Annotated in this window: 13 protein-coding genes; 7 read left to right on the top strand and 6 right to left on the bottom strand. The window is 68.2% G+C overall.

Annotation, left to right across the window (positions count from 1 at the left end; genetic code table 11):
- Positions 1–85 precede the first annotated feature (85 nt).
- Positions 86–2896 (bottom strand): preprotein translocase subunit SecA, encoded by a 2811-nt coding sequence (gene secA, locus MRBLWO12_RS03705; protein WP_363552813.1) that lies wholly within the window; start codon positions 2894–2896, stop codon positions 86–88.
- Between the two features lie 181 nt (positions 2897–3077).
- On the opposite strand from secA, the gene MRBLWO12_RS03700 reads away from it, so the two are divergent.
- Together MRBLWO12_RS03700 and MRBLWO12_RS03695 are read left to right on the top strand one after the other, a co-directional pair.
- Positions 3078–3674: a PadR family transcriptional regulator gene (locus MRBLWO12_RS03700; RefSeq protein ID WP_363552811.1), complete on the top strand. Its 597-nt coding sequence runs from the start codon at positions 3078–3080 to the stop codon at positions 3672–3674.
- A 71-nt stretch (positions 3675–3745) separates the two neighbouring features.
- The gene (locus MRBLWO12_RS03695; RefSeq protein ID WP_363552809.1) at positions 3746–5074 is read left to right on the top strand and encodes a hypothetical protein; all 1329 of its coding nucleotides are present in this window, start codon (positions 3746–3748) and stop codon (positions 5072–5074) included.
- A gap of 73 nt (positions 5075–5147) precedes the next feature.
- Here the strand turns inward: MRBLWO12_RS03695 and hpf are convergent, their stop codons facing one another.
- From hpf to mtrA, 5 genes are all read right to left on the bottom strand, one after another.
- The gene (hpf, locus tag MRBLWO12_RS03690) at positions 5148–5804 is read right to left on the bottom strand and encodes a ribosome hibernation-promoting factor, HPF/YfiA family (RefSeq protein WP_363552807.1); all 657 of its coding nucleotides are present in this window, start codon (positions 5802–5804) and stop codon (positions 5148–5150) included.
- 94 nt (positions 5805–5898) lie between these two features.
- Positions 5899–6582 (bottom strand): ComF family protein, encoded by a 684-nt coding sequence (locus MRBLWO12_RS03685; protein ID WP_363552805.1) that lies wholly within the window; start codon positions 6580–6582, stop codon positions 5899–5901.
- Positions 6583–6686: 104 nt separating this feature from the next.
- On the bottom strand, positions 6687–8405 hold the full coding sequence (locus MRBLWO12_RS03680) for a GerMN domain-containing protein (protein WP_363552803.1): 1719 nt from the start codon (positions 8403–8405) through the stop codon (positions 6687–6689).
- Positions 8402–10087, bottom strand: coding sequence for an MtrAB system histidine kinase MtrB (gene mtrB, locus MRBLWO12_RS03675; RefSeq protein ID WP_363552801.1), 1686 nt, complete (start codon positions 10085–10087; stop codon positions 8402–8404). Before mtrB ends, MRBLWO12_RS03680 begins: the two co-directional genes overlap by 4 nt.
- Before the next feature lie 6 nt (positions 10088–10093).
- On the bottom strand, positions 10094–10774 hold the full coding sequence (gene mtrA, locus MRBLWO12_RS03670) for an MtrAB system response regulator MtrA (RefSeq protein WP_141872467.1): 681 nt from the start codon (positions 10772–10774) through the stop codon (positions 10094–10096).
- A 97-nt stretch (positions 10775–10871) separates the two neighbouring features.
- On the opposite strand from mtrA, the gene MRBLWO12_RS03665 reads away from it, so the two are divergent.
- From MRBLWO12_RS03665 to MRBLWO12_RS03645, 5 genes are all read left to right on the top strand, one after another.
- Positions 10872–12344, top strand: a complete 1473-nt coding sequence (locus tag MRBLWO12_RS03665) for a glycerophosphoryl diester phosphodiesterase membrane domain-containing protein (RefSeq protein WP_363552798.1) — start codon at positions 10872–10874, stop codon at positions 12342–12344.
- The gene (locus MRBLWO12_RS03660; RefSeq protein ID WP_363552796.1) at positions 12341–12979 is read left to right on the top strand and encodes a DUF4129 domain-containing protein; all 639 of its coding nucleotides are present in this window, start codon (positions 12341–12343) and stop codon (positions 12977–12979) included. The genes MRBLWO12_RS03665 and MRBLWO12_RS03660 overlap by 4 nt, the downstream gene beginning before the upstream one ends.
- Entirely contained in the window at positions 12976–14163 is a 1188-nt protein-coding gene (locus MRBLWO12_RS03655; RefSeq protein ID WP_363552794.1) for a DUF4350 domain-containing protein, read from the top strand. The genes MRBLWO12_RS03660 and MRBLWO12_RS03655 overlap by 4 nt, the downstream gene beginning before the upstream one ends.
- A gap of 98 nt (positions 14164–14261) precedes the next feature.
- Positions 14262–15185, top strand: a complete 924-nt coding sequence (locus tag MRBLWO12_RS03650) for an AAA family ATPase (protein ID WP_363558516.1) — start codon at positions 14262–14264, stop codon at positions 15183–15185.
- Between the two features lies 1 nt (position 15186).
- Positions 15187–16494 carry a DUF58 domain-containing protein gene (locus tag MRBLWO12_RS03645; RefSeq protein ID WP_363552792.1) on the top strand — a complete coding sequence of 436 codons (1308 nt, stop codon included), beginning with the start codon at positions 15187–15189 and terminating at the stop codon, positions 16492–16494.
- Positions 16495–16510 lie beyond the last annotated feature (16 nt).

The raw sequence follows: 16510 nt of genomic DNA, 5'->3' as shown, positions 1-16510 counted from the left end.
GCATGCACGGCCTCGACCGGTAACCGCCCGCCGATTAAGGAGAAAGGGCCGATCCTTCAGGATCGACCCCTTCTCACCGGTACTGCTACTTCTTCTTCTTGCTCTGGGCGCGGCGCTGCTCGCGGTTGCCGGCGGTCGGCTGTGCCGGCGCATCCGTCCGCTGCCCGAAGGCGCCACGCGCGCCCTGCTCAGGCTCGGCGGCCGGTTCTGCGGCGTCGCGTGCCACGGCGGCCTGGCGCAGGCGATCCGTCGCCGCCTGCTGTACCTGGCCACGGTCGTTGCGCACCTCGACCTCACCCGCGTCATTCGCGGCAGAGTATTCGAGGCGCTGTTCGCCGCCATCCACCGACAGCCCCTTCGCCTCGACCTCGGTCGTCTCCGCATCGCCGGCGCGGCGCACCTCGACCTCGAGGTTGTAGAGGTAACCGACCGACTCCTCTTTGATCTGGCCCATCATCGACTGGAACATCGCGTAGCCTTCGCGCTGGTACTCGATGAGCGGATCGCGCTGTGCCATCGCGCGCAGGCCGATGCCGTCCTTGAGGTAGTCCATCTCGTACAGGTGGTCGCGCCAGCGGCGATCGAGCACCTGCAACACGACGCGTCGCTCGAGTTCACGCGTTGCGGCGTCGCCGAGCGACTCCTCGCGCTTCTCGTAGGCGATCTTCGCATCAGAGAGCAGCTCACGCGTGAGGCCGTCGGCCGAGATGCCGCCCTTGCGTCCGCCGGCCTCTGCGACGACCTCGTCGATCGTGACACCGACCGGGTAGAGCGTCTTCAGCTCGGTCCACAGGGCGTCGAAGTCCCAGCTCTCGTTGTGGCCTTCGCCCGTGTGGTCGTTCACGACGCCCGTGATCGCATCCTCGATGAAGTGCTGGACACGGTCGGCGATGTCATCGCCGTGCAGGATGTGGCGACGGTCGGTGTAGATCGCCTCGCGCTGACGGTTGAGGACGTCGTCGTACTTGAGCACGTTCTTTCGCATCTCAGCGTTGCGCGATTCGACCTGCGACTGCGCGCTGCGGATGGCTCGGGACACGAGCCCGGACTCGATCGGGACATCGTCGGGGAAGTTGGTGCGCGACAGGATCGCCTCAGCGGCTCCGGACTGGAACAGCCGCATCAGGTCGTCGGTGAGGCTCAGGTAGAAGCGGCTCTCGCCCGGGTCGCCCTGACGCCCCGAACGTCCGCGCAGCTGGTTGTCGATGCGCCGCGACTCGTGGCGCTCGGTACCGAGGACGTAGAGTCCGCCGGCCTCGATGACCTTCTCGGCCTCACCGGCGACGGTGGCCTTCATCACCTCGTAGGTCTCGTCCCAGGCGATCTCGTACTCCTCGGGCGTCTCGACAGGGTCGAGTCCCTTGGCCTTGAGCTCCTGCACGGCGAGGAACTCCGCGTTTCCGCCGAGCATGATGTCGGTGCCGCGACCGGCCATGTTGGTCGCCACGGTGACGGCGCCGAGACGCCCGGCCCTGGCGACGATCTCAGCTTCGCGCGCGTGGTTCTTCGCGTTGAGGACCTCGTGCTTGATGCCCTTCTTCGCGAGCAGGCGCGAGAGGTACTCGCTCTTCTCGACGCTGACCGTTCCGACCAGCACCGGCTGGCCCTCGGCGTGACGCTCTGCGATGTCCTCGACGACCTGGGCGAACTTGGCCGTCTCGTTCTTGTACACGAGATCCGACTGGTCCTTGCGGATCATCGGCCTGTTCGTCGGGATCGGGATCACGCCGAGCTTGTAAGTCGACATGAACTCGGCGGCCTCGGTCTCCGCCGTACCGGTCATACCGGCGAGTTTGTCGTAGAGGCGGAAGTAGTTCTGGAGCGTGACCGTCGCGAGGGTCTGGTTCTCCGCCTTGACCGGCACGCCCTCCTTGGCCTCGATGGCCTGGTGGATGCCTTCGTTGTATCGACGGCCGACCAGGATGCGGCCGGTGTGCTCGTCGACGATCATGACCTCGTCGTTCATGACGACGTAGTCGGTGTCCTTCTTGAACAGGGCGAGTGCCTTGATGGAGTTGTTCAAGAACGAGATCAGCGGAGTGTTCGCAGACTCGTACAGGTTGTCGATGCCGAGGTAGTCCTCGACCTTCTCGATGCCGGGCTCGAGGACGCCGACGGTGCGCTTCTTCTCGTCGACCTCGTAGTCCTCACCGACTTCGAGAGTCCGGGCGATCTTCGCGAACTCCGCGAACCAACGGTTGGCCTCACCCGACGAGGGGCCGGAGATGATCAGCGGCGTGCGCGCCTCGTCGATGAGGATCGAGTCGACCTCATCGACGATCGCGAAGTAGTGCTCACGCTGCACGAGATCTTCCTTGCGCCACGCCATGTTGTCACGCAGGTAATCGAAGCCGAACTCGTTGTTCGTGCCGTAGGTGATGTCAGCGGCGTACTGCTCGCGGCGCACCGCCGGAGTCTGACCCGAGACGATGATGCCCGTGGTCATGCCCAGCGCACGGAACACTCGACCCATGAGCTCCGCCTGGTAGCTGGCGAGGAAGTCGTTGACCGTGATGATGTGGACGCCCTGGCCGGCGATCGCGTTCAGGTAGGCCGGGAACGTCGCGACGAGCGTCTTTCCCTCACCGGTCTTCATCTCGGCGATGTTGCCGAGATGGAGTGCGGCGCCACCCATGATCTGCACGTCGTACGCGCGCATGCCGAGCGTGCGCTTGGCCGCCTCGCGCACCGCTGCGAAGGCCTCCGGCATCAGCTGGTCGAGGGACTCACCCTTCTCGAACCGGGCGCGCAATTCTGCGGTCTCGTTGCGAAGCTCGTCATCGGTGAGCTTGGAGATGTCCTCTTCCAGCGCTCCTACGGCCTTGACCACCTGGTTCAGACGACGGATGATCCGTCCTTCACCGGCGCGCAGCAGCTTCTCAAGAGGATTGGCCACGGATGTCATCTCCCTGTTGGTGGGTCAAAAGCCGGCGGACGTTCAGACGATCGCCAGGCATATGTTGTCATGTTACCGGCCCGTGACCTGCACGTCGCCTGCACGCGTCCCCGCATCCGCCACGGATGCATATCGGGTATGCATATACTCGGTATCGCATTCGTCTCGACGGGAGATCATCATGTCGGTGCGCCAGAGCCTGCTCGCCATCCTGGATCAAGGCCCCTGCTACGGCTATCAGTTGAAGCACGAGTACGACAGACGCACAGGGGCGACGTCGACTCTCAACGTCGGGCAGATCTACAACACGCTCGAGCGCCTCGAACGAGACGGGCTCGTCCGGCGAGGTGAGGCCGATGAACGCGGTCACGTGTACTGGCAGATCACCGAGGACGGTTCCCTCGAGGTCGCCCGATGGCTGGCTTCCCCCGTCGTGCGCAACAGCACGACGCGTGATGAGCTCGCGGTCAAGCTCGCGGTCGCCGCAACTCTCCCTGGAACGGATGTGGCAGCCGTCATCCGCGCACAGCGCGTGGAGTCCCTGGCACAGCTGCACGCCCTGCAGCAGGCGAGATACCGCGGTGAGAGCGCAGGCGGCCCGGAAGAGCTCGCCTGGTCGTTGGTGATGGACTCGATGTTGTTCGCCGCCGAGGCCGAGACCCGATGGCTCGATCGCGTCGAGGAGCGCCTCTCCCAGCACCCCGCGACCGCCTTCTCGCTCGCGCTCACCACCGAACGCCCGAAGAGAGGTCGGCCGGCGCGGGTCGACGCGGCGTGACGCGTTCCTCCGGCGTTCGCCTGAAGCGGATGCTCAGCCATCGCATCGCACTCGGAAAGTAGGATCAGCACATGGCTGGAATTTGGGGCAGACGTAAGCGCGAGCAGGAAGCACTCGCCGCTCAGGACGCCGATCTCGCGCGACGCGCGGAGCAGGCGCTGGTTGCGGCGGACGAGCGCATCCGGACCACGTCCGATGAGTTGGCGTTCGCCGAGGCGGAACTCGGCGAGTCACTGACCGCCGACCTGCGCAAGGCCCTCGCCGCAGTGCGGACGCACCTGCGCGAGGCTTTCCAGATGCACCAGCTGAACCACGATGAGATCCCCGACACCGCGGAGGAGCTGCGCACCAGGAACGCGCGCATCATCCAGCTGTGCGACTGGGCGCAGGATCTGCTCGACGAGAAGACGGACGTGCTGGCCGCCTCGGTCGCGAAGGTGCGCCGTGCCCCCGAGATCATCGCCCAGGTGCGAGCGGACGCCGAGGCCCTGAGCGCGCGTATCCCCCAGACCAAGGCCGCGGTCGAGCGCCTCTCGAGTCGCTATGCGGATTCCGCCATGACGCAGATCGCGGCGAGCGCAGCGGAGGCTGAACAGCTCATCGCCTTCGCCGTCCACGGCGCCTCGGTGTCCGAGCGCCGGCGGGCTGCGAAGCAGAACGAAGAGGCGAACGTCGCACTGGAGACCGCCACAGAAGCCACTCGGCGGGCCTCCGCGCTCCTCGATGCGGTCGAGGACTTCGAGATCGAGGCCCTGCGTGCGGAGTCGACGCTCGCCGAGGTCGTAGCGGACTCCCGCGGCGATCTGATCGCGGCGCGCACCGCCCCCCAGGTACCGGCCGTCACGTCGGCCGTGTCGGCTCTGCAGGCAGCCCTGGGTGCGCTCGCTCCCTCCGGCGCCCGCAACGACCCGTTCGCCGAGCTCTCGCAGCTCCGGGATGCCAACACGGCTCTGGACGACGCGATCGCGACGGCGAAGCATCGCGCCGCCAACCCCCTGCCTTCGGTGCAGCAGGTGCAGCACGCGATCGACGACGCGGATCGGCAGCTGGGCGTCGCACGCGGCCTGATCGCCGGTCATCGCGGGTGGATCGGCGCGGACGCCCGCACGCGGCTCGCTGAGGCCGAGCGGTTGCGCATCGATCTGTCCGACATGCTCCCCGCCGAAGAGACGCGCGAAGCGGCACTGGCCGGCGCCCGGCGCGTCGCCCACCTCGCCTCGGAAGCTCTCCAACTCGCCCAGCGCGACATCGACTCCTCTCGCCCCCAGGACGACGGATGGGGCGGCGGAGGCGGCTGGGGAGGCGGCGGCGGACGCCGTGGCGGAGGAGGCGGCGACATCGCCTCCGGCATCCTCGGCGGTCTCGTGATCGGCAGCCTCCTGGACGGCATCTTCGACTGACCATGCGCGACGACGAAGCGGCCCGGTTCCTCTCGGAACCGGGCCGCTTCGTGTTTCTCGGATCTGTCTCAGCTCAGGACGCGAGGGCTTCCGCCGGCGGCGCCTGGGTGCTCAACGCGATCACACCGTAGTCCCAGCCCTTGCGGCGGTACACGACGCTGGGGTGGTCGCTGCGCACATCGACGAACAGGAAGAAGTCGTGTCCGACGAGCTCCATGCGGTCGACCGCCTCCTCGACGGTCATCCATTCCGCATCGAAGCTCTTGGTGCGGATGACGACGGGCGAGTACGCCTCTTCCTCATCGTTCTGCACGGGGACGTTGCCCGTCGCGACCGCGTGGAGGACCTCCACGGATGCCGGCTGCACATCGATTCCTTCCAGGGCACCGCTGCCCTTCTCGAAATGCGCACCGCGCGGGTGCTGTCGACCGTCGACTCGCTTCTCCTTCGCGCGTCGCAGCTGCTCCGACATCTTGTCGACCGCCAGGTCGAGAGCGACGAACTTGTCGCCGTCCGTCGCCTCCGCTCGCACCACCGGACCCTTGCCGACGAGTGTGAGCTCGACAGTCTCGTCCGGAACGTGGCCGTTGCGATACACGCGATGCGTGACTTTCACATCCAGGCGTTGCGCGCGTCCGGCGAACGTCTGGATCTTGGCGATCTTCTCTTCGACAACGGTGCGGAATCGGTCAGTGATACCCACCCCGACGCCAACGATGCTCGTTTCCATTGCTGCCTCCTTGTCCCGGTCCTCCCGGCCAAGGGCGGACCGTGGTCGCCTTGTGACCCCCAACCGTAGTCCGCCCGTGGACGGATGTCACGGGTCATTTCCTCCGTGTCGCCGATGAGTCCTCGATGAGTCTTCGGTGACGCGGCGTGGCGGCGAGCGCAACGGCGGATAGCACTTCGAATCCTGCCTGCCTGAGGGCTCGCGCTGCCTCGTCCAGCGTCGCACCGGTGGTGACGACGTCATCCACCACCACGACCTGCTCCCCTGCACCGCGATGCCGTGCGCGCATGCTCCCTCGGACGTTGTCGCGGCGCTCACGCACGTCGAGACCGCGTTGATCCTCGCGCTCACCCTCGTGGATGAGCAGGTCCACCGGTTCCGCTCCGGCTCGGCGGACGAGAAGGTCTGGTACCCGATAGCCGCGGCGGCGGAATGCGGCGCGGCTGGTCGGCACCGGCACGACTATCGCCCCTGAGGCCGATACCTCGTCGAGAACCGGAGCGAGCGCGTCACCGAGCACACCGGCGAGCAGCGTCTCGCCTTCACCTTTGAGACGGCGGATGCATCGCGCCGCGACGCCGTCGAACGAGAGCGCGGCATGCACGGTGAGACCATCCGGCGTGATGGTGTCCACCCGGCACGACGTGAGCTCTGCGCGGCATACCGTGCACAACAGCTCCCCCGGCTCCCCGCACCCCGCGCAGGACGCGGCGAGGAGGAGCCCGGCCAGTTCAGAGAGGATGCGGCGGAGTGGCATTCGCAGCGACGAGGAGGACATGCGCCGATCCTCGGCCAGGGGCAGCCGATGGGAAGGTCAGCCTGCCGGGCGGCGGGGACAACTCCGTGCACTCTCGCGCGGTGCAGGGCGAGTGCCGCTCGCCCTCACTCGCCAGCTCGGGTGGCCAGCACCCGGACGCCAGACGCGATCTCCCGCCACGCGGACCCGGAGTGCGCGAAGAGAGTGCCCTCAGCGTCCCGCACACGCACTCCCGTGGCCGTGCGTGCCCCCGCGAGCGAGTCTGCTCCCGCTGGCGCGGCTTCGACGGTCCCGGGGCCACCGACCATCTGGGTCAGCAGCGGAGTCCCCTCGCCAGGTATCAGCACGGCGAGGAGCGTCGCTCCCAGCCAGACCAGATCATGGGCGGCATCGTCGATCCTGGTGAGCTGATTGGCGGGACCGAGCTCGACCGGCACGCCGTCGTCTCTCACGATCGCTGCGACGACCACCCAGTGCTGACCGCCAACGGTGATCACCGCAGCGACTCTGGCGCCGTCCGCTGACACCCGCAACGCGGAGATGGCCGACGCCGTGGGCCAGGCCTTGGCGACGGCACGGGCGACGGAGACATCGCTCCCCCACGCCTGCACGGCTGTGGGGTCGTCCGCAGCCACCATCCAGGTGTACCCGAACGGGTCCATCGACGGGGCGACGGTCGTGACCGGGGCTTGGAACTGATCCACGCGTCCGTTGCCCACCCGGTAGACGTTCCCGTCTGCGAGCTGGACGGCGGCCTGCGAGGAGTCCGCAGCCACCTCGATCGCCGCCACGTCCTGCGACAGCCCGACGATCTCCTCGCTGATGCCGGGAATCGGCGAGATCTGATCGCCGACGATGGCGCCGAACGCGTCATCGGTCAGGATGAGCGAACCGGGATCGACCGTCTCGTCACGCAGCTTCACGATGCCTGCGTTGAGCGAACGACCGTCGACCGTGAACCTCACCTGCGACACGCGCACCCCGCAAGCTTCGAAGGTCTCCTCCAGCTGAGTGCGCATGCGGGCGAGCGTCGCCTGGTTCAGGCGCGCCGCCGCGCTTGTGAGGGCGACCTCGGCGACCTGCTCCACGATCGGCACGGCATCCTGCGCGAGCTCCACATCCGCGGGGAATGCCGACTGCACGGACTGCGCCAGCCAGGGGCTCGGAGCCCCACCGATGAGGTTCTGTGTGACGGTCGTCGCGATGCTCGTGCGCCGGGGGAACCAGCGCACATCCGGAACCAGATGAGTCCAGCTCTGATCGAAGTACTGCAGGGGGTAGCCATCGAACACGAGCGAGAACCGCGACTCGTCGATCACGATCCCGTCCGGAGCTTTCGAGATGCGCCACTCCCCGTCGTCGAGGCGCTGCACGGTGAACGTCACGTTCGAGGCCCCGGTCGACTCGGAGTAGGCACCGAACTCATCGACGTTCGCGACGAGATCGAACTGGACCTTCACATCCCCCGACGTCGCATCCTCGGCGTCCTTGTTCGAGATGCTCGACGAGACCGTCCGTGAGCTCACGGCCGCATCGATCGATACGCCGACTCCGGGGCGCCACGTGGGCTGCAGTTCCGGGGTGAGGAACGTGCGGGCGATGCTCCAGTTGTCCGCAGGGGTGATCGCCGCTTCCAGGAAACCCTCGACGATCTCCTGCGGGCTCGCTCCCGGCGGGGGGCCAGAGGCGACGAGCAGAAGGTCGTTGACCTCAGGCGCCTCGCCCAGTTCCAGTCCGGCGTTCACATCCCCGCTCATCGGCAATCCCGTGCACGCGGGCAGCAGCAGCGCAGCGAGCACCAGCGCGATGCCCCGCAGCGCCTGCGTCGCCCGACGTCCGTTCATGATTCGTCCTCGCGGTCGAGAAGCTCCCTGGCCAGGTCGGCGAGGGAGATGGGCTGCGTCGCATCGCCGATCTCGGCCAGCGGTTCCTGTGGTTCGAGCGCAATCGGACTCGCCCCCTCCAGCACCGTCCCGTGGCGGGGCAGTGTGAGCACGAAGTTGGTGCCTTCACCGAGCTCGGACCAGACTCCGAGCGTCCCGCCATGCAGAGTCGCATCGCCCAGAGAGATCGACAGGCCGAGGCCGGTGCCGCCGATCGTACGTTGCCGCGAGGGGTCCGCGCGCCAGAACCGGTCGAAGACGCGCACTGCATCCTCGGGAACCATCCCCATGCCGAAGTCGCGCACCCCAGCGGCCACCGCATGCTGATTGCTGTCGACGGTCACGACGATCGGTCGGCCCTCGCCGTGCTCGATCGCGTTACCGATGAGGTTGCGCAGCACTCGGCGGACCCGGCGCGGGTCCATGTCGACCGGCGAGTATCCGCCCGGAGCGACGAGTCTGAGCTCCGTGCCCCGCCCCTCGGCGAGCGGTCGCATCTGCTCGATAACGTCTTCGGCGACGTGGGCGAGGCTCGTCGCCTCCAGTTCGAGCTGTACGGATCCGGCGTCGTAGCGGCTGATCTCGAGCAGGTCCGACAGCAGGATGTCGAACCTCTGCACCTGCGTGTACAGCAGCTCGGCAGTTCTCGCCGTCGTCGGGTCGAACTCTTCTCGTTGATCGTTCAGCATGTCCGCGGCCAGGCGGATCGTCGTCAGCGGGGTGCGCAGCTCATGCGAGACGTCGGAGACGAATCGCTGCTGCACCATCGAGAGCTCACCGAGCTCCTTGATCTGCGACTCGATGCTGTCGGCCATCGCGTTGAAAGAACGGCCGAGAGTGGCCAGCTCGTCCTCGCCCCGCACCTCGAGGCGCACTCCCAGATCACCCGAAGCCAGACGCGCACTGGTCTCGGCCGCCTGGATGATCGGTGTCGAGACCGTGCGCAGCACGACCCAGGAGATCGCTGCGACGATCGCCACGAGGCCGATTCCCGCGATCCACAGGGTGCGCTGCACGAAGACCAGGGTCTGATCCGCGTCGCCGAGGTCGTACGCGAAGTAGATCTCGAACGGCCCGGCCTCCGGGACCTGGAGCTGCTGCCCGACCACGATCCCCGGTACCTCCCGGCCCCCGTCGCTCACGAGTGCGATCGACTGCCAGGCCTGAAGGTAGTCGAACTCCTTCACGCGGTTGCGGAGCCCGTCACTCAGCTGGTTCGCGGTCAGGCCACCCTGCGTGAAGCCGTTCAGTCGCAGCGGGTTGGGCCCCTTCTCGATGCGGAAACCCGCGAGCTGCTCGGCACTCGAAGTGCGAGCCAGTCCCTGTGTGATGCTCCGCCAGAGTTCCTGCAGTGCGGCAGGATCATCACCGACCTCTGCCACATCGAGCTTGCTCTGTGCATCGTCGATCGCGCGACGCGCATCCTCGAGGACGACGTTCTTCCGCGAGATGAAGAGGTCGTTCTGAATCACGAGGGCCATCGTCACGCAGGTGATGAAGATGGCCAGTGATGTCGCGAGCAGGGTGATGGTCAGCGTGCGGAACCGCAGCGAACGCCGCCAGAGCGTCGCGAAGACCGTCGGCCAACTGCGCCAGTCGCGCAGAACGGCGACCGCCGTGGTGGTCGTCGTGGTCACTGCCATGGACGCCTAGCCGACGCTCCCGGCCCGGTATCCGACGCCCCGAACCGTCATCACGATCTTGGGGTTGTCCGGGTCGAGTTCCACCTTCGCCCTGAGCCGTTGCACGTGCACGTTCACCAACCGCGTGTCGGCCTTGTAGTGATATCCCCACACCTGCTCCAGCAGCATCTCCCGCGAGAAGACCTGTTGCGGCTTCGACGCGAGCGCGACGAGCAGCTGGAACTCGAGAGGCGTGAGGGCGATCGGCGCTGTCCCTCGGCGCACCTCGTGTGCGTCGACGTCGACGGTCAGATCGCCGACCCGGAGCTGCTCGATCGTGGCCTGAGGTGTGGGCCGCAACCGCGTGCGGATGCGAGCCACCAGCTCCTTCGGGTTGAAGGGCTTGACCATGTAGTCGTCCGCGCCGACCTCCAGGCCGCGCACCACATCGGCCGTGTCGCTGCGCGCCGTGAGCATGAGGATGGGGACGCCGGACTCTGCGCGGATGCGGGTGCAGATCTCGATCCCGTCCATCCCCGGAAGCATGAGATCGAGCAGGACGAGGTCCGGACGCTGGGCGCGCCACTCGTCGACGGCCCGTGCTCCGTCGGCGCAGAACACCGGCTCGAAACCCTCCGTGCGCAGCACGATGCCGATCATCTCGGCGAGCGCGGTGTCGTCGTCGACCACAAGAATGCGTGAGGTCATAACTGTTACCTTATGGCACCCAGTACCGGCGTCCCCAGGTCTGCGCACCAGGCAGGTGGATATGACACGATGGGAGCGCACGACGGAGGGAATGCCTGTGAGCGGTCAGATGTGGACCCCTGCCCCGAAGAAGGGCATCATCCCCCTTCATCCCTTGACGTTCGGGATGCTGCTGGGCAAGGCCTTCGCCGCGCTCCGACACAACCCGAAGGTGCTGTTCGGCTTCGCTGTCGTCATCCAGCTCATCGTCGTCCTGGCCACGGCGGGGATCATGGGCGTCGTCCTGTTCACCAGCTTCGCCCGGTTGGAGACGGTGCCGGTCGGCTCCCCCGACTACGACGCGATGCTCGCCGGCACCATCGCCGTCAACATCGTGGCCGGTCTCGCCGTCGGCCTCGCGTCGATCGCTTTCACCGCGATCATGCAGGGAGTCGTGGCTGCGGAGATCGGCTACGCGGCGATCGGCGTGAAGGCGACGCTGCGGATGCTGTGGAAGAAGATGGCCCCCGCCTTCTGGCGCCTCACCGGCTTCGCGTCCTTGTCTGTGATCGCCGTCTTCGGGTTCATCGCGATCGTCGCCGTTCTCATCGGCGCGTTCATCGCCGGTGGCCTGGGTGGGAGCGCCGAGCTCATCGGCGTGTTGGTGATCGTCGTGATCCTGATCGCGCTCGCCTGCATCCCGCTCGTGGTGTGGCTGTCGACCAAGCTCCTTCTCGTGCCCTCGATCCTGGTGCTCGAGGGTGCGCGCTTCCGGGAAGCGCTCGTGCGCTCTTGGCGCCTGACCCGCGGACGCTTCTGGGTCGCGTGGGGTGTGACCTTCCTCATCAGCGCGATCATGGGTCTCGCCATGCAGGTCGTGAGCCTGCCCGTCGCGCTGCTCAGCTCGCTGCTCGGCTCGGTCGTCGCCCCGACGGGTTCCCCGGAGCCCAGCGCGATCATCAGCTACGTGTTCACGCTGGTCGCACCGCAGATCCTGCTGCTCGTCCTGCAGGCGATCACACTCGTCGTTCAAAGCACCGGATCCGCCCTCGTCTACCTCGACTGCCGGATGAGGTACGAGGGGCTTGACCAGACGCTCATCTCCCACGTGGAGCGGCGCGATCTCGGATGGACCGACGAGCAGCTCGGCGATCCGTACGTCGTCGACCCGAGCCGAGCAGTCTCGAACGTGCCGCCGCCCCGCCAGGTCCCGGAGCACGTCATGATGTCGACCGGCTACGCGACCCCACCGCTGTACGGGGCGCCCGTGTATCCCGCCCCGCTGCAGGCGCCCCCTTCCACTCCTGCGTACGCCGGGCAGCCATTCGCAGGACAGCAGTACCCCGGCCAGTCCTACCCCGGCCAGCCGCACTCCCCGCAGGCGCAGCCGTCGCCTCCCCCTCAGGATCACGCCTATCCCGCGCCGGCCCCCGCGCCGCAGCCGCCCGCATTCGCGCCGGCACCACCGCCGGTCTCCGCTGCCGGCGTCCAGCCGCCCGCGACGCCCACGGCGCCGAGCGACAGCCCGTGGGCGCCTCCGACCGACGGCGGCTGGACGGCTCCCGGCGCCGACGGTGATGGTTCCGTATGATCCGATCGTTCGACGTCTACGTTCCCGATGGTGACGAGGCGCGGCGGTGGGCCGAGGAAGAACTCGCGAACCCCCGCTACGCCGACGCGAAGCCGACCTGGTTCGACCTTCTCGCCCGTGACATCGGACGCTTTCTGCGCGACCTGTTCACCTCGGAGAACGGTGCGAACGTCGGTCCGGCCGCCCTCATCATCGTCAGCGTCATCATCGTCGCCGCCCTGGTCGTCGCACTGATCATCTGGGGCCGGCCCCGCAGCGCGAGGAGCGTCCGCGCCGCGCGGGGCGATCTCCTGGGCGCAAGTGACGATCGGAGCGCCGCGCAGCTGCGTTCGGACGCCGATCGACACGCGCGCGACGGCGACTGGGACGCGGCGACGATCCTGCGCTTCCGTGCACTCGCGCGCGGACTCCTCGAACGCGACCTGATCGACCCTGCTCCCGGAGCCACTGCGCAGGCCATCGCCCGCGAGGCGAGCACGGTTTTCGCCGACGAGAGCGCCGCCGTGCGGCGTGCGGCGGTGTCGTTCGACGACGTCCGCTACCTGCGTCATCCGGCGAGCGCGGAGAGTTACCGTGAACTGGCGGACACGGACGACCGGTTGCGCGCCCGTCGCCCAGAGGCGGTGCTCGCATGACGCTCACCACCGAGCGGACCGGCACGCCATCAACGGCGGTGCGCCGCCCTCCGCGCTGGCGGACCCTGATCGGATGGCTGATCGTCGCCGCTCTGGTCGTCGGCGTCGCCTTCATCGCCCTGCGAGTGAGCGCCAGCGCACCCGGAAGGCACGGCGGCCTCGACCCCGAGGGACGCAACGACTCCGGAGCCCTCGCACTGGCGGAGATCCTGCGCGATCAGGGCGTCGATGTGATCGTGTCGCGTTCGCGCACGGAGGCTCGCGCGGCGATCGACGACGAGACGACGCTGGTGATGGCGAACCCGTACACGCTCAGCGACGAAGGTCTGACCGAACTCATGGAGCCTGCGGATCGGGTGGTGTTCCTGTCGACCGCGAGCCGGCTGCTGAGCCTGTTGCGCATCGGTCAAGACGCGCCAGGGACCTCACCCGCCGTCGCTGCGGGGTGCGAGGTCCCGGAGTTCGCCCGCGTCGGCGAGATCCGGCCCGACCGCCTCTTCACCCCGGCCGACGGCGTCGCCGCGTGCTTCGGAGGGAGCACAGGTGCTGCGGTGCTCGTGGATGACCGCATGGACGGGCGTCACGTCGTCGTGGAGGGCTCGAAGCTCTTCAGCAACGCGTATCTCGCCGAAGACGGCAACGCGGCCCTGGCGCTCGCTCTCCTCGGTCAGACCGATCGGATCGTGTGGTACGTCCCGACGTTCGGGGACTCCGACATCGAAGGACAGTCCGAGGGCACCCTCGGCTCGCTCACGCCGGACTGGCTCACTCCGGTGATCCTGCTGCTGCTCCTCGCCGGTGTCGCCGCCGCGATCTGGCGAGGGCAGCGCTTCGGGCCGCTCGTCTCTGAAACCCTCCCGGTCACCGTGCGCGCCTCCGAGACGATGCACGGACGTGCCCGCCTGACCGCGAAGGCAGCAGACTCCGCGCACGCCGCCGACGCTCTTCGCGATGGCGCCCAGCGCCGACTCGCGCGTCGACTCGGGCTCGCGGCGCACGCCAGCGCGGATGAAGTCGCAGATGCGGCCTCGGATCGCCTGCGCATCCCGCGCGGAACGCTGCAGACGTTGCTCGCGGGACCTCTTCCCGGCGATGACGCCGCGCTGATCGAACTGGCGCGACGACTCGGCGAGCTCGAGACCGCCGTCGAGGCCACCACTCACACGACCCGGAGCGACGGATGACATCATCCGACGCCTCATCCACCCATCCCGACGGAAGCCGAGGGCATCACGTGATCGCTGAGAACAATCCCGCCGACGACGCCGCACTGCGCCAGGCGATGCACCGCGTGCGCACCGAGGTCGACAAAGCCGTCGTCGGCCAAGCCGGCACCGTCACCGGGCTGCTGGTGTCGCTGCTCGCGCGAGGCCACGTGCTTCTGGAAGGCGTGCCTGGCGTCGCGAAGACGCTGGTCGTGCGGTCGTTCGCTCGCGCACTGGGACTGGACACCAAGCGCGTGCAGTTCACCCCCGACCTCATGCCGGGAGATGTGACCGGATCGCTCGTGTACGACGCGCGCACCGGCGAATTCGACTTCCGCGCGGGTCCTGTGTTCACCCACATCCTGCTCGCCGACGAGATCAACCGCACGCCCCCGAAGACCCAGGCCGCTCTTCTGGAGGCGATGGAGGAGCGTCAGGTATCGGCGGACGGCGTGAGCCGCGCACTCCCCGACCCCTTCCTGGTCGCGGCGACACAGAACCCGATCGAGCACGAGGGCACCTACTCGCTCCCGGAAGCTCAGCTGGATCGCTTCCTCATGAAGCTCGTCGTCGGGATGCCGGAGCGCGACGCGGAGGTGTCCGTGCTCCGCCGCCACGCCGAAGGCTTCTCCCCGCGTGAGTTGACAGGGGTCGAGGCCGTCGTCACCGCCGAGGAGATCCGCGCGGCGCAGGAGGCTGCGGGACGTGTCGAGGTCACGGACGACGTGCTCGGCTACGTCGTGGACCTCGCCCGTGCGACACGCCAGTCCCCGTCCGTCGAGCTCGGCGCCAGCCCCCGCGCCTCGACGGGCCTGCTGGCTGCGGCGAAGGCGTGGGCCTGGCTCAACGCCTCCTCTGCGGTGACGCCCGACCACGTGCAGACGATGTTGGTGCCCGTCTGGCGTCATCGCCTGCAGCTGCGACCGGATGCCCAGATGGAGGGCGTCTCGGCCGACGCCGTGCTGACGTCGGTCGTGCAGCAGACCAGGGTGCCGATCTAAGGTGTTCGTCACCGGTCGCCTCGCCGTCGCCATCGCCATCGGCGTCCTCCCGCTCGTCCTCGCCGGACTCGCGGGCTATCCGCCGTATGCCCTGGCGGGCGCCTGGGTGGCCCTCTGCGCGCTCCTGGTGGGCCTCGACGTCGCGCTGGCTGCCAGTCCGCGGACGGTGACGGTGTCGCGCCGGGTTCCGGCCCGCGCTCGCCTGGGAGAGCCGGTGCCGGTCAGCGTCGCCGTGCACAATCACGGTCAGCGCACCCTGCACGGGATCCTCCGTGACGCGTGGCAGCCGACGGCCGGCGCGGAACCCACCAGGCAGACCCTGCTCATCCCGTCCGGCGAGCGCGTGCGCGTCGCGATTCCGCTGCTCCCCCGTCGTCGAGGTGAGCTGGTCAGCGAGTTCGTGATGCTGCGCTCTCGTGGTCCCCTCGGCCTGGCCGGCCGCCAGGCGCGCCATTCGGTGCGCGGCGCCTTCCGGGTGCTCCCTGCCTTCTCATCGCGCAAGCATCTTCCGTCCCGGCTGGCCCGACTGCGCGAGCTCGACGGGAACACCAGCATCCAGGTGCGCGGGCAGGGCACCGAGTTCGATTCGCTGCGGGAGTATGTGCGCGGCGACGACGTCCGCTCGATCGATTGGCGTGCCACCGCCAGGGCCGGGACCACGATGCTGAGGACGTGGCGCCCCGAGCGCGACCGCCATGTCGTCATCATCATCGACACGGGACGCACCGCCGCCGCCCGTGTCGGCGACGGCACCAGAGTGGATGCGGCTCTCGAGGCGGCGCTTCTGCTCGCAGCACTCGCGTCTCGCGCGGGAGATCACGTGCACCTGCTCATGTACGACCGGGTCGTGCGTGCCAGAGTGACCGGCGTCGATGGCGCCGCGCTCCTTCCCGCTCTGACCGATGCCATGGCGCCGGTGCATGCGCGCCTGGTCGACACCGATTGGCACGGCGCGTTCGCCGCCGTGCGCACGCTGACCACACGTCCTTCGCTCATCGTGGTCCTGACCGCGCAGGATGCCGCGGAGTCCGCGCGCGCGTTCCTCGGCGCGTTCCCGAACGCCTCTCGCGCAACGACCGTGCTGGTCGGCTCCGTCACGGACGACGACATCTCCTCGCTCGCGCAGCAGCGCGGGTCGCGGGAAGAGGTCTACCTCGCCGCAGCGGCGGAAAGGACGCTACGCGACGCCGAGAACGTGGCCGATGCGATCCGACGGGCCGGAGGCGAGGCGATCGCGGCCGACCCCGAGGCACTGCCGCCGCGCATCGCCGACCGCTACCTGGAGCTGAAGGCGGCAGGACGGCTCTGACGCAGAGGCGTCGAAC

The sequence above is a fragment of the Microbacterium sp. LWO12-1.2 genome, from assembly GCF_040675875.1.
Classification (GTDB): domain Bacteria; phylum Actinomycetota; class Actinomycetes; order Actinomycetales; family Microbacteriaceae; genus Microbacterium.
Note: the sequence above shows the minus strand (reverse complement) of the source record. Positions and strands in the feature narration are given on the sequence as shown.

Coding starts and splice junctions, on each gene's coding strand:
- MRBLWO12_RS03700 (WP_363552811.1), top strand. CDS start 3,078: ATGTCGGTGCGCCAGAGCCTGCTCGCCATCCTGGATCAAGGCCCCTGC.
- MRBLWO12_RS03695 (WP_363552809.1), top strand. CDS start 3,746: ATGGCTGGAATTTGGGGCAGACGTAAGCGCGAGCAGGAAGCACTCGCC.
- hpf (WP_363552807.1), bottom strand. CDS start 5,804: ATGGAAACGAGCATCGTTGGCGTCGGGGTGGGTATCACTGACCGATTC.
- MRBLWO12_RS03685 (WP_363552805.1), bottom strand. CDS start 6,582: ATGTCCTCCTCGTCGCTGCGAATGCCACTCCGCCGCATCCTCTCTGAA.
- MRBLWO12_RS03680 (WP_363552803.1), bottom strand. CDS start 8,405: ATGAACGGACGTCGGGCGACGCAGGCGCTGCGGGGCATCGCGCTGGTG.
- mtrB (WP_363552801.1), bottom strand. CDS start 10,087: ATGGCAGTGACCACGACGACCACCACGGCGGTCGCCGTTCTGCGCGAC.
- mtrA (WP_141872467.1), bottom strand. CDS start 10,774: ATGACCTCACGCATTCTTGTGGTCGACGACGACACCGCGCTCGCCGAG.
- MRBLWO12_RS03660 (WP_363552796.1), top strand. CDS start 12,341: ATGATCCGATCGTTCGACGTCTACGTTCCCGATGGTGACGAGGCGCGG.
- MRBLWO12_RS03655 (WP_363552794.1), top strand. CDS start 12,976: ATGACGCTCACCACCGAGCGGACCGGCACGCCATCAACGGCGGTGCGC.
- MRBLWO12_RS03650 (WP_363558516.1), top strand. CDS start 14,262: ATGCACCGCGTGCGCACCGAGGTCGACAAAGCCGTCGTCGGCCAAGCC.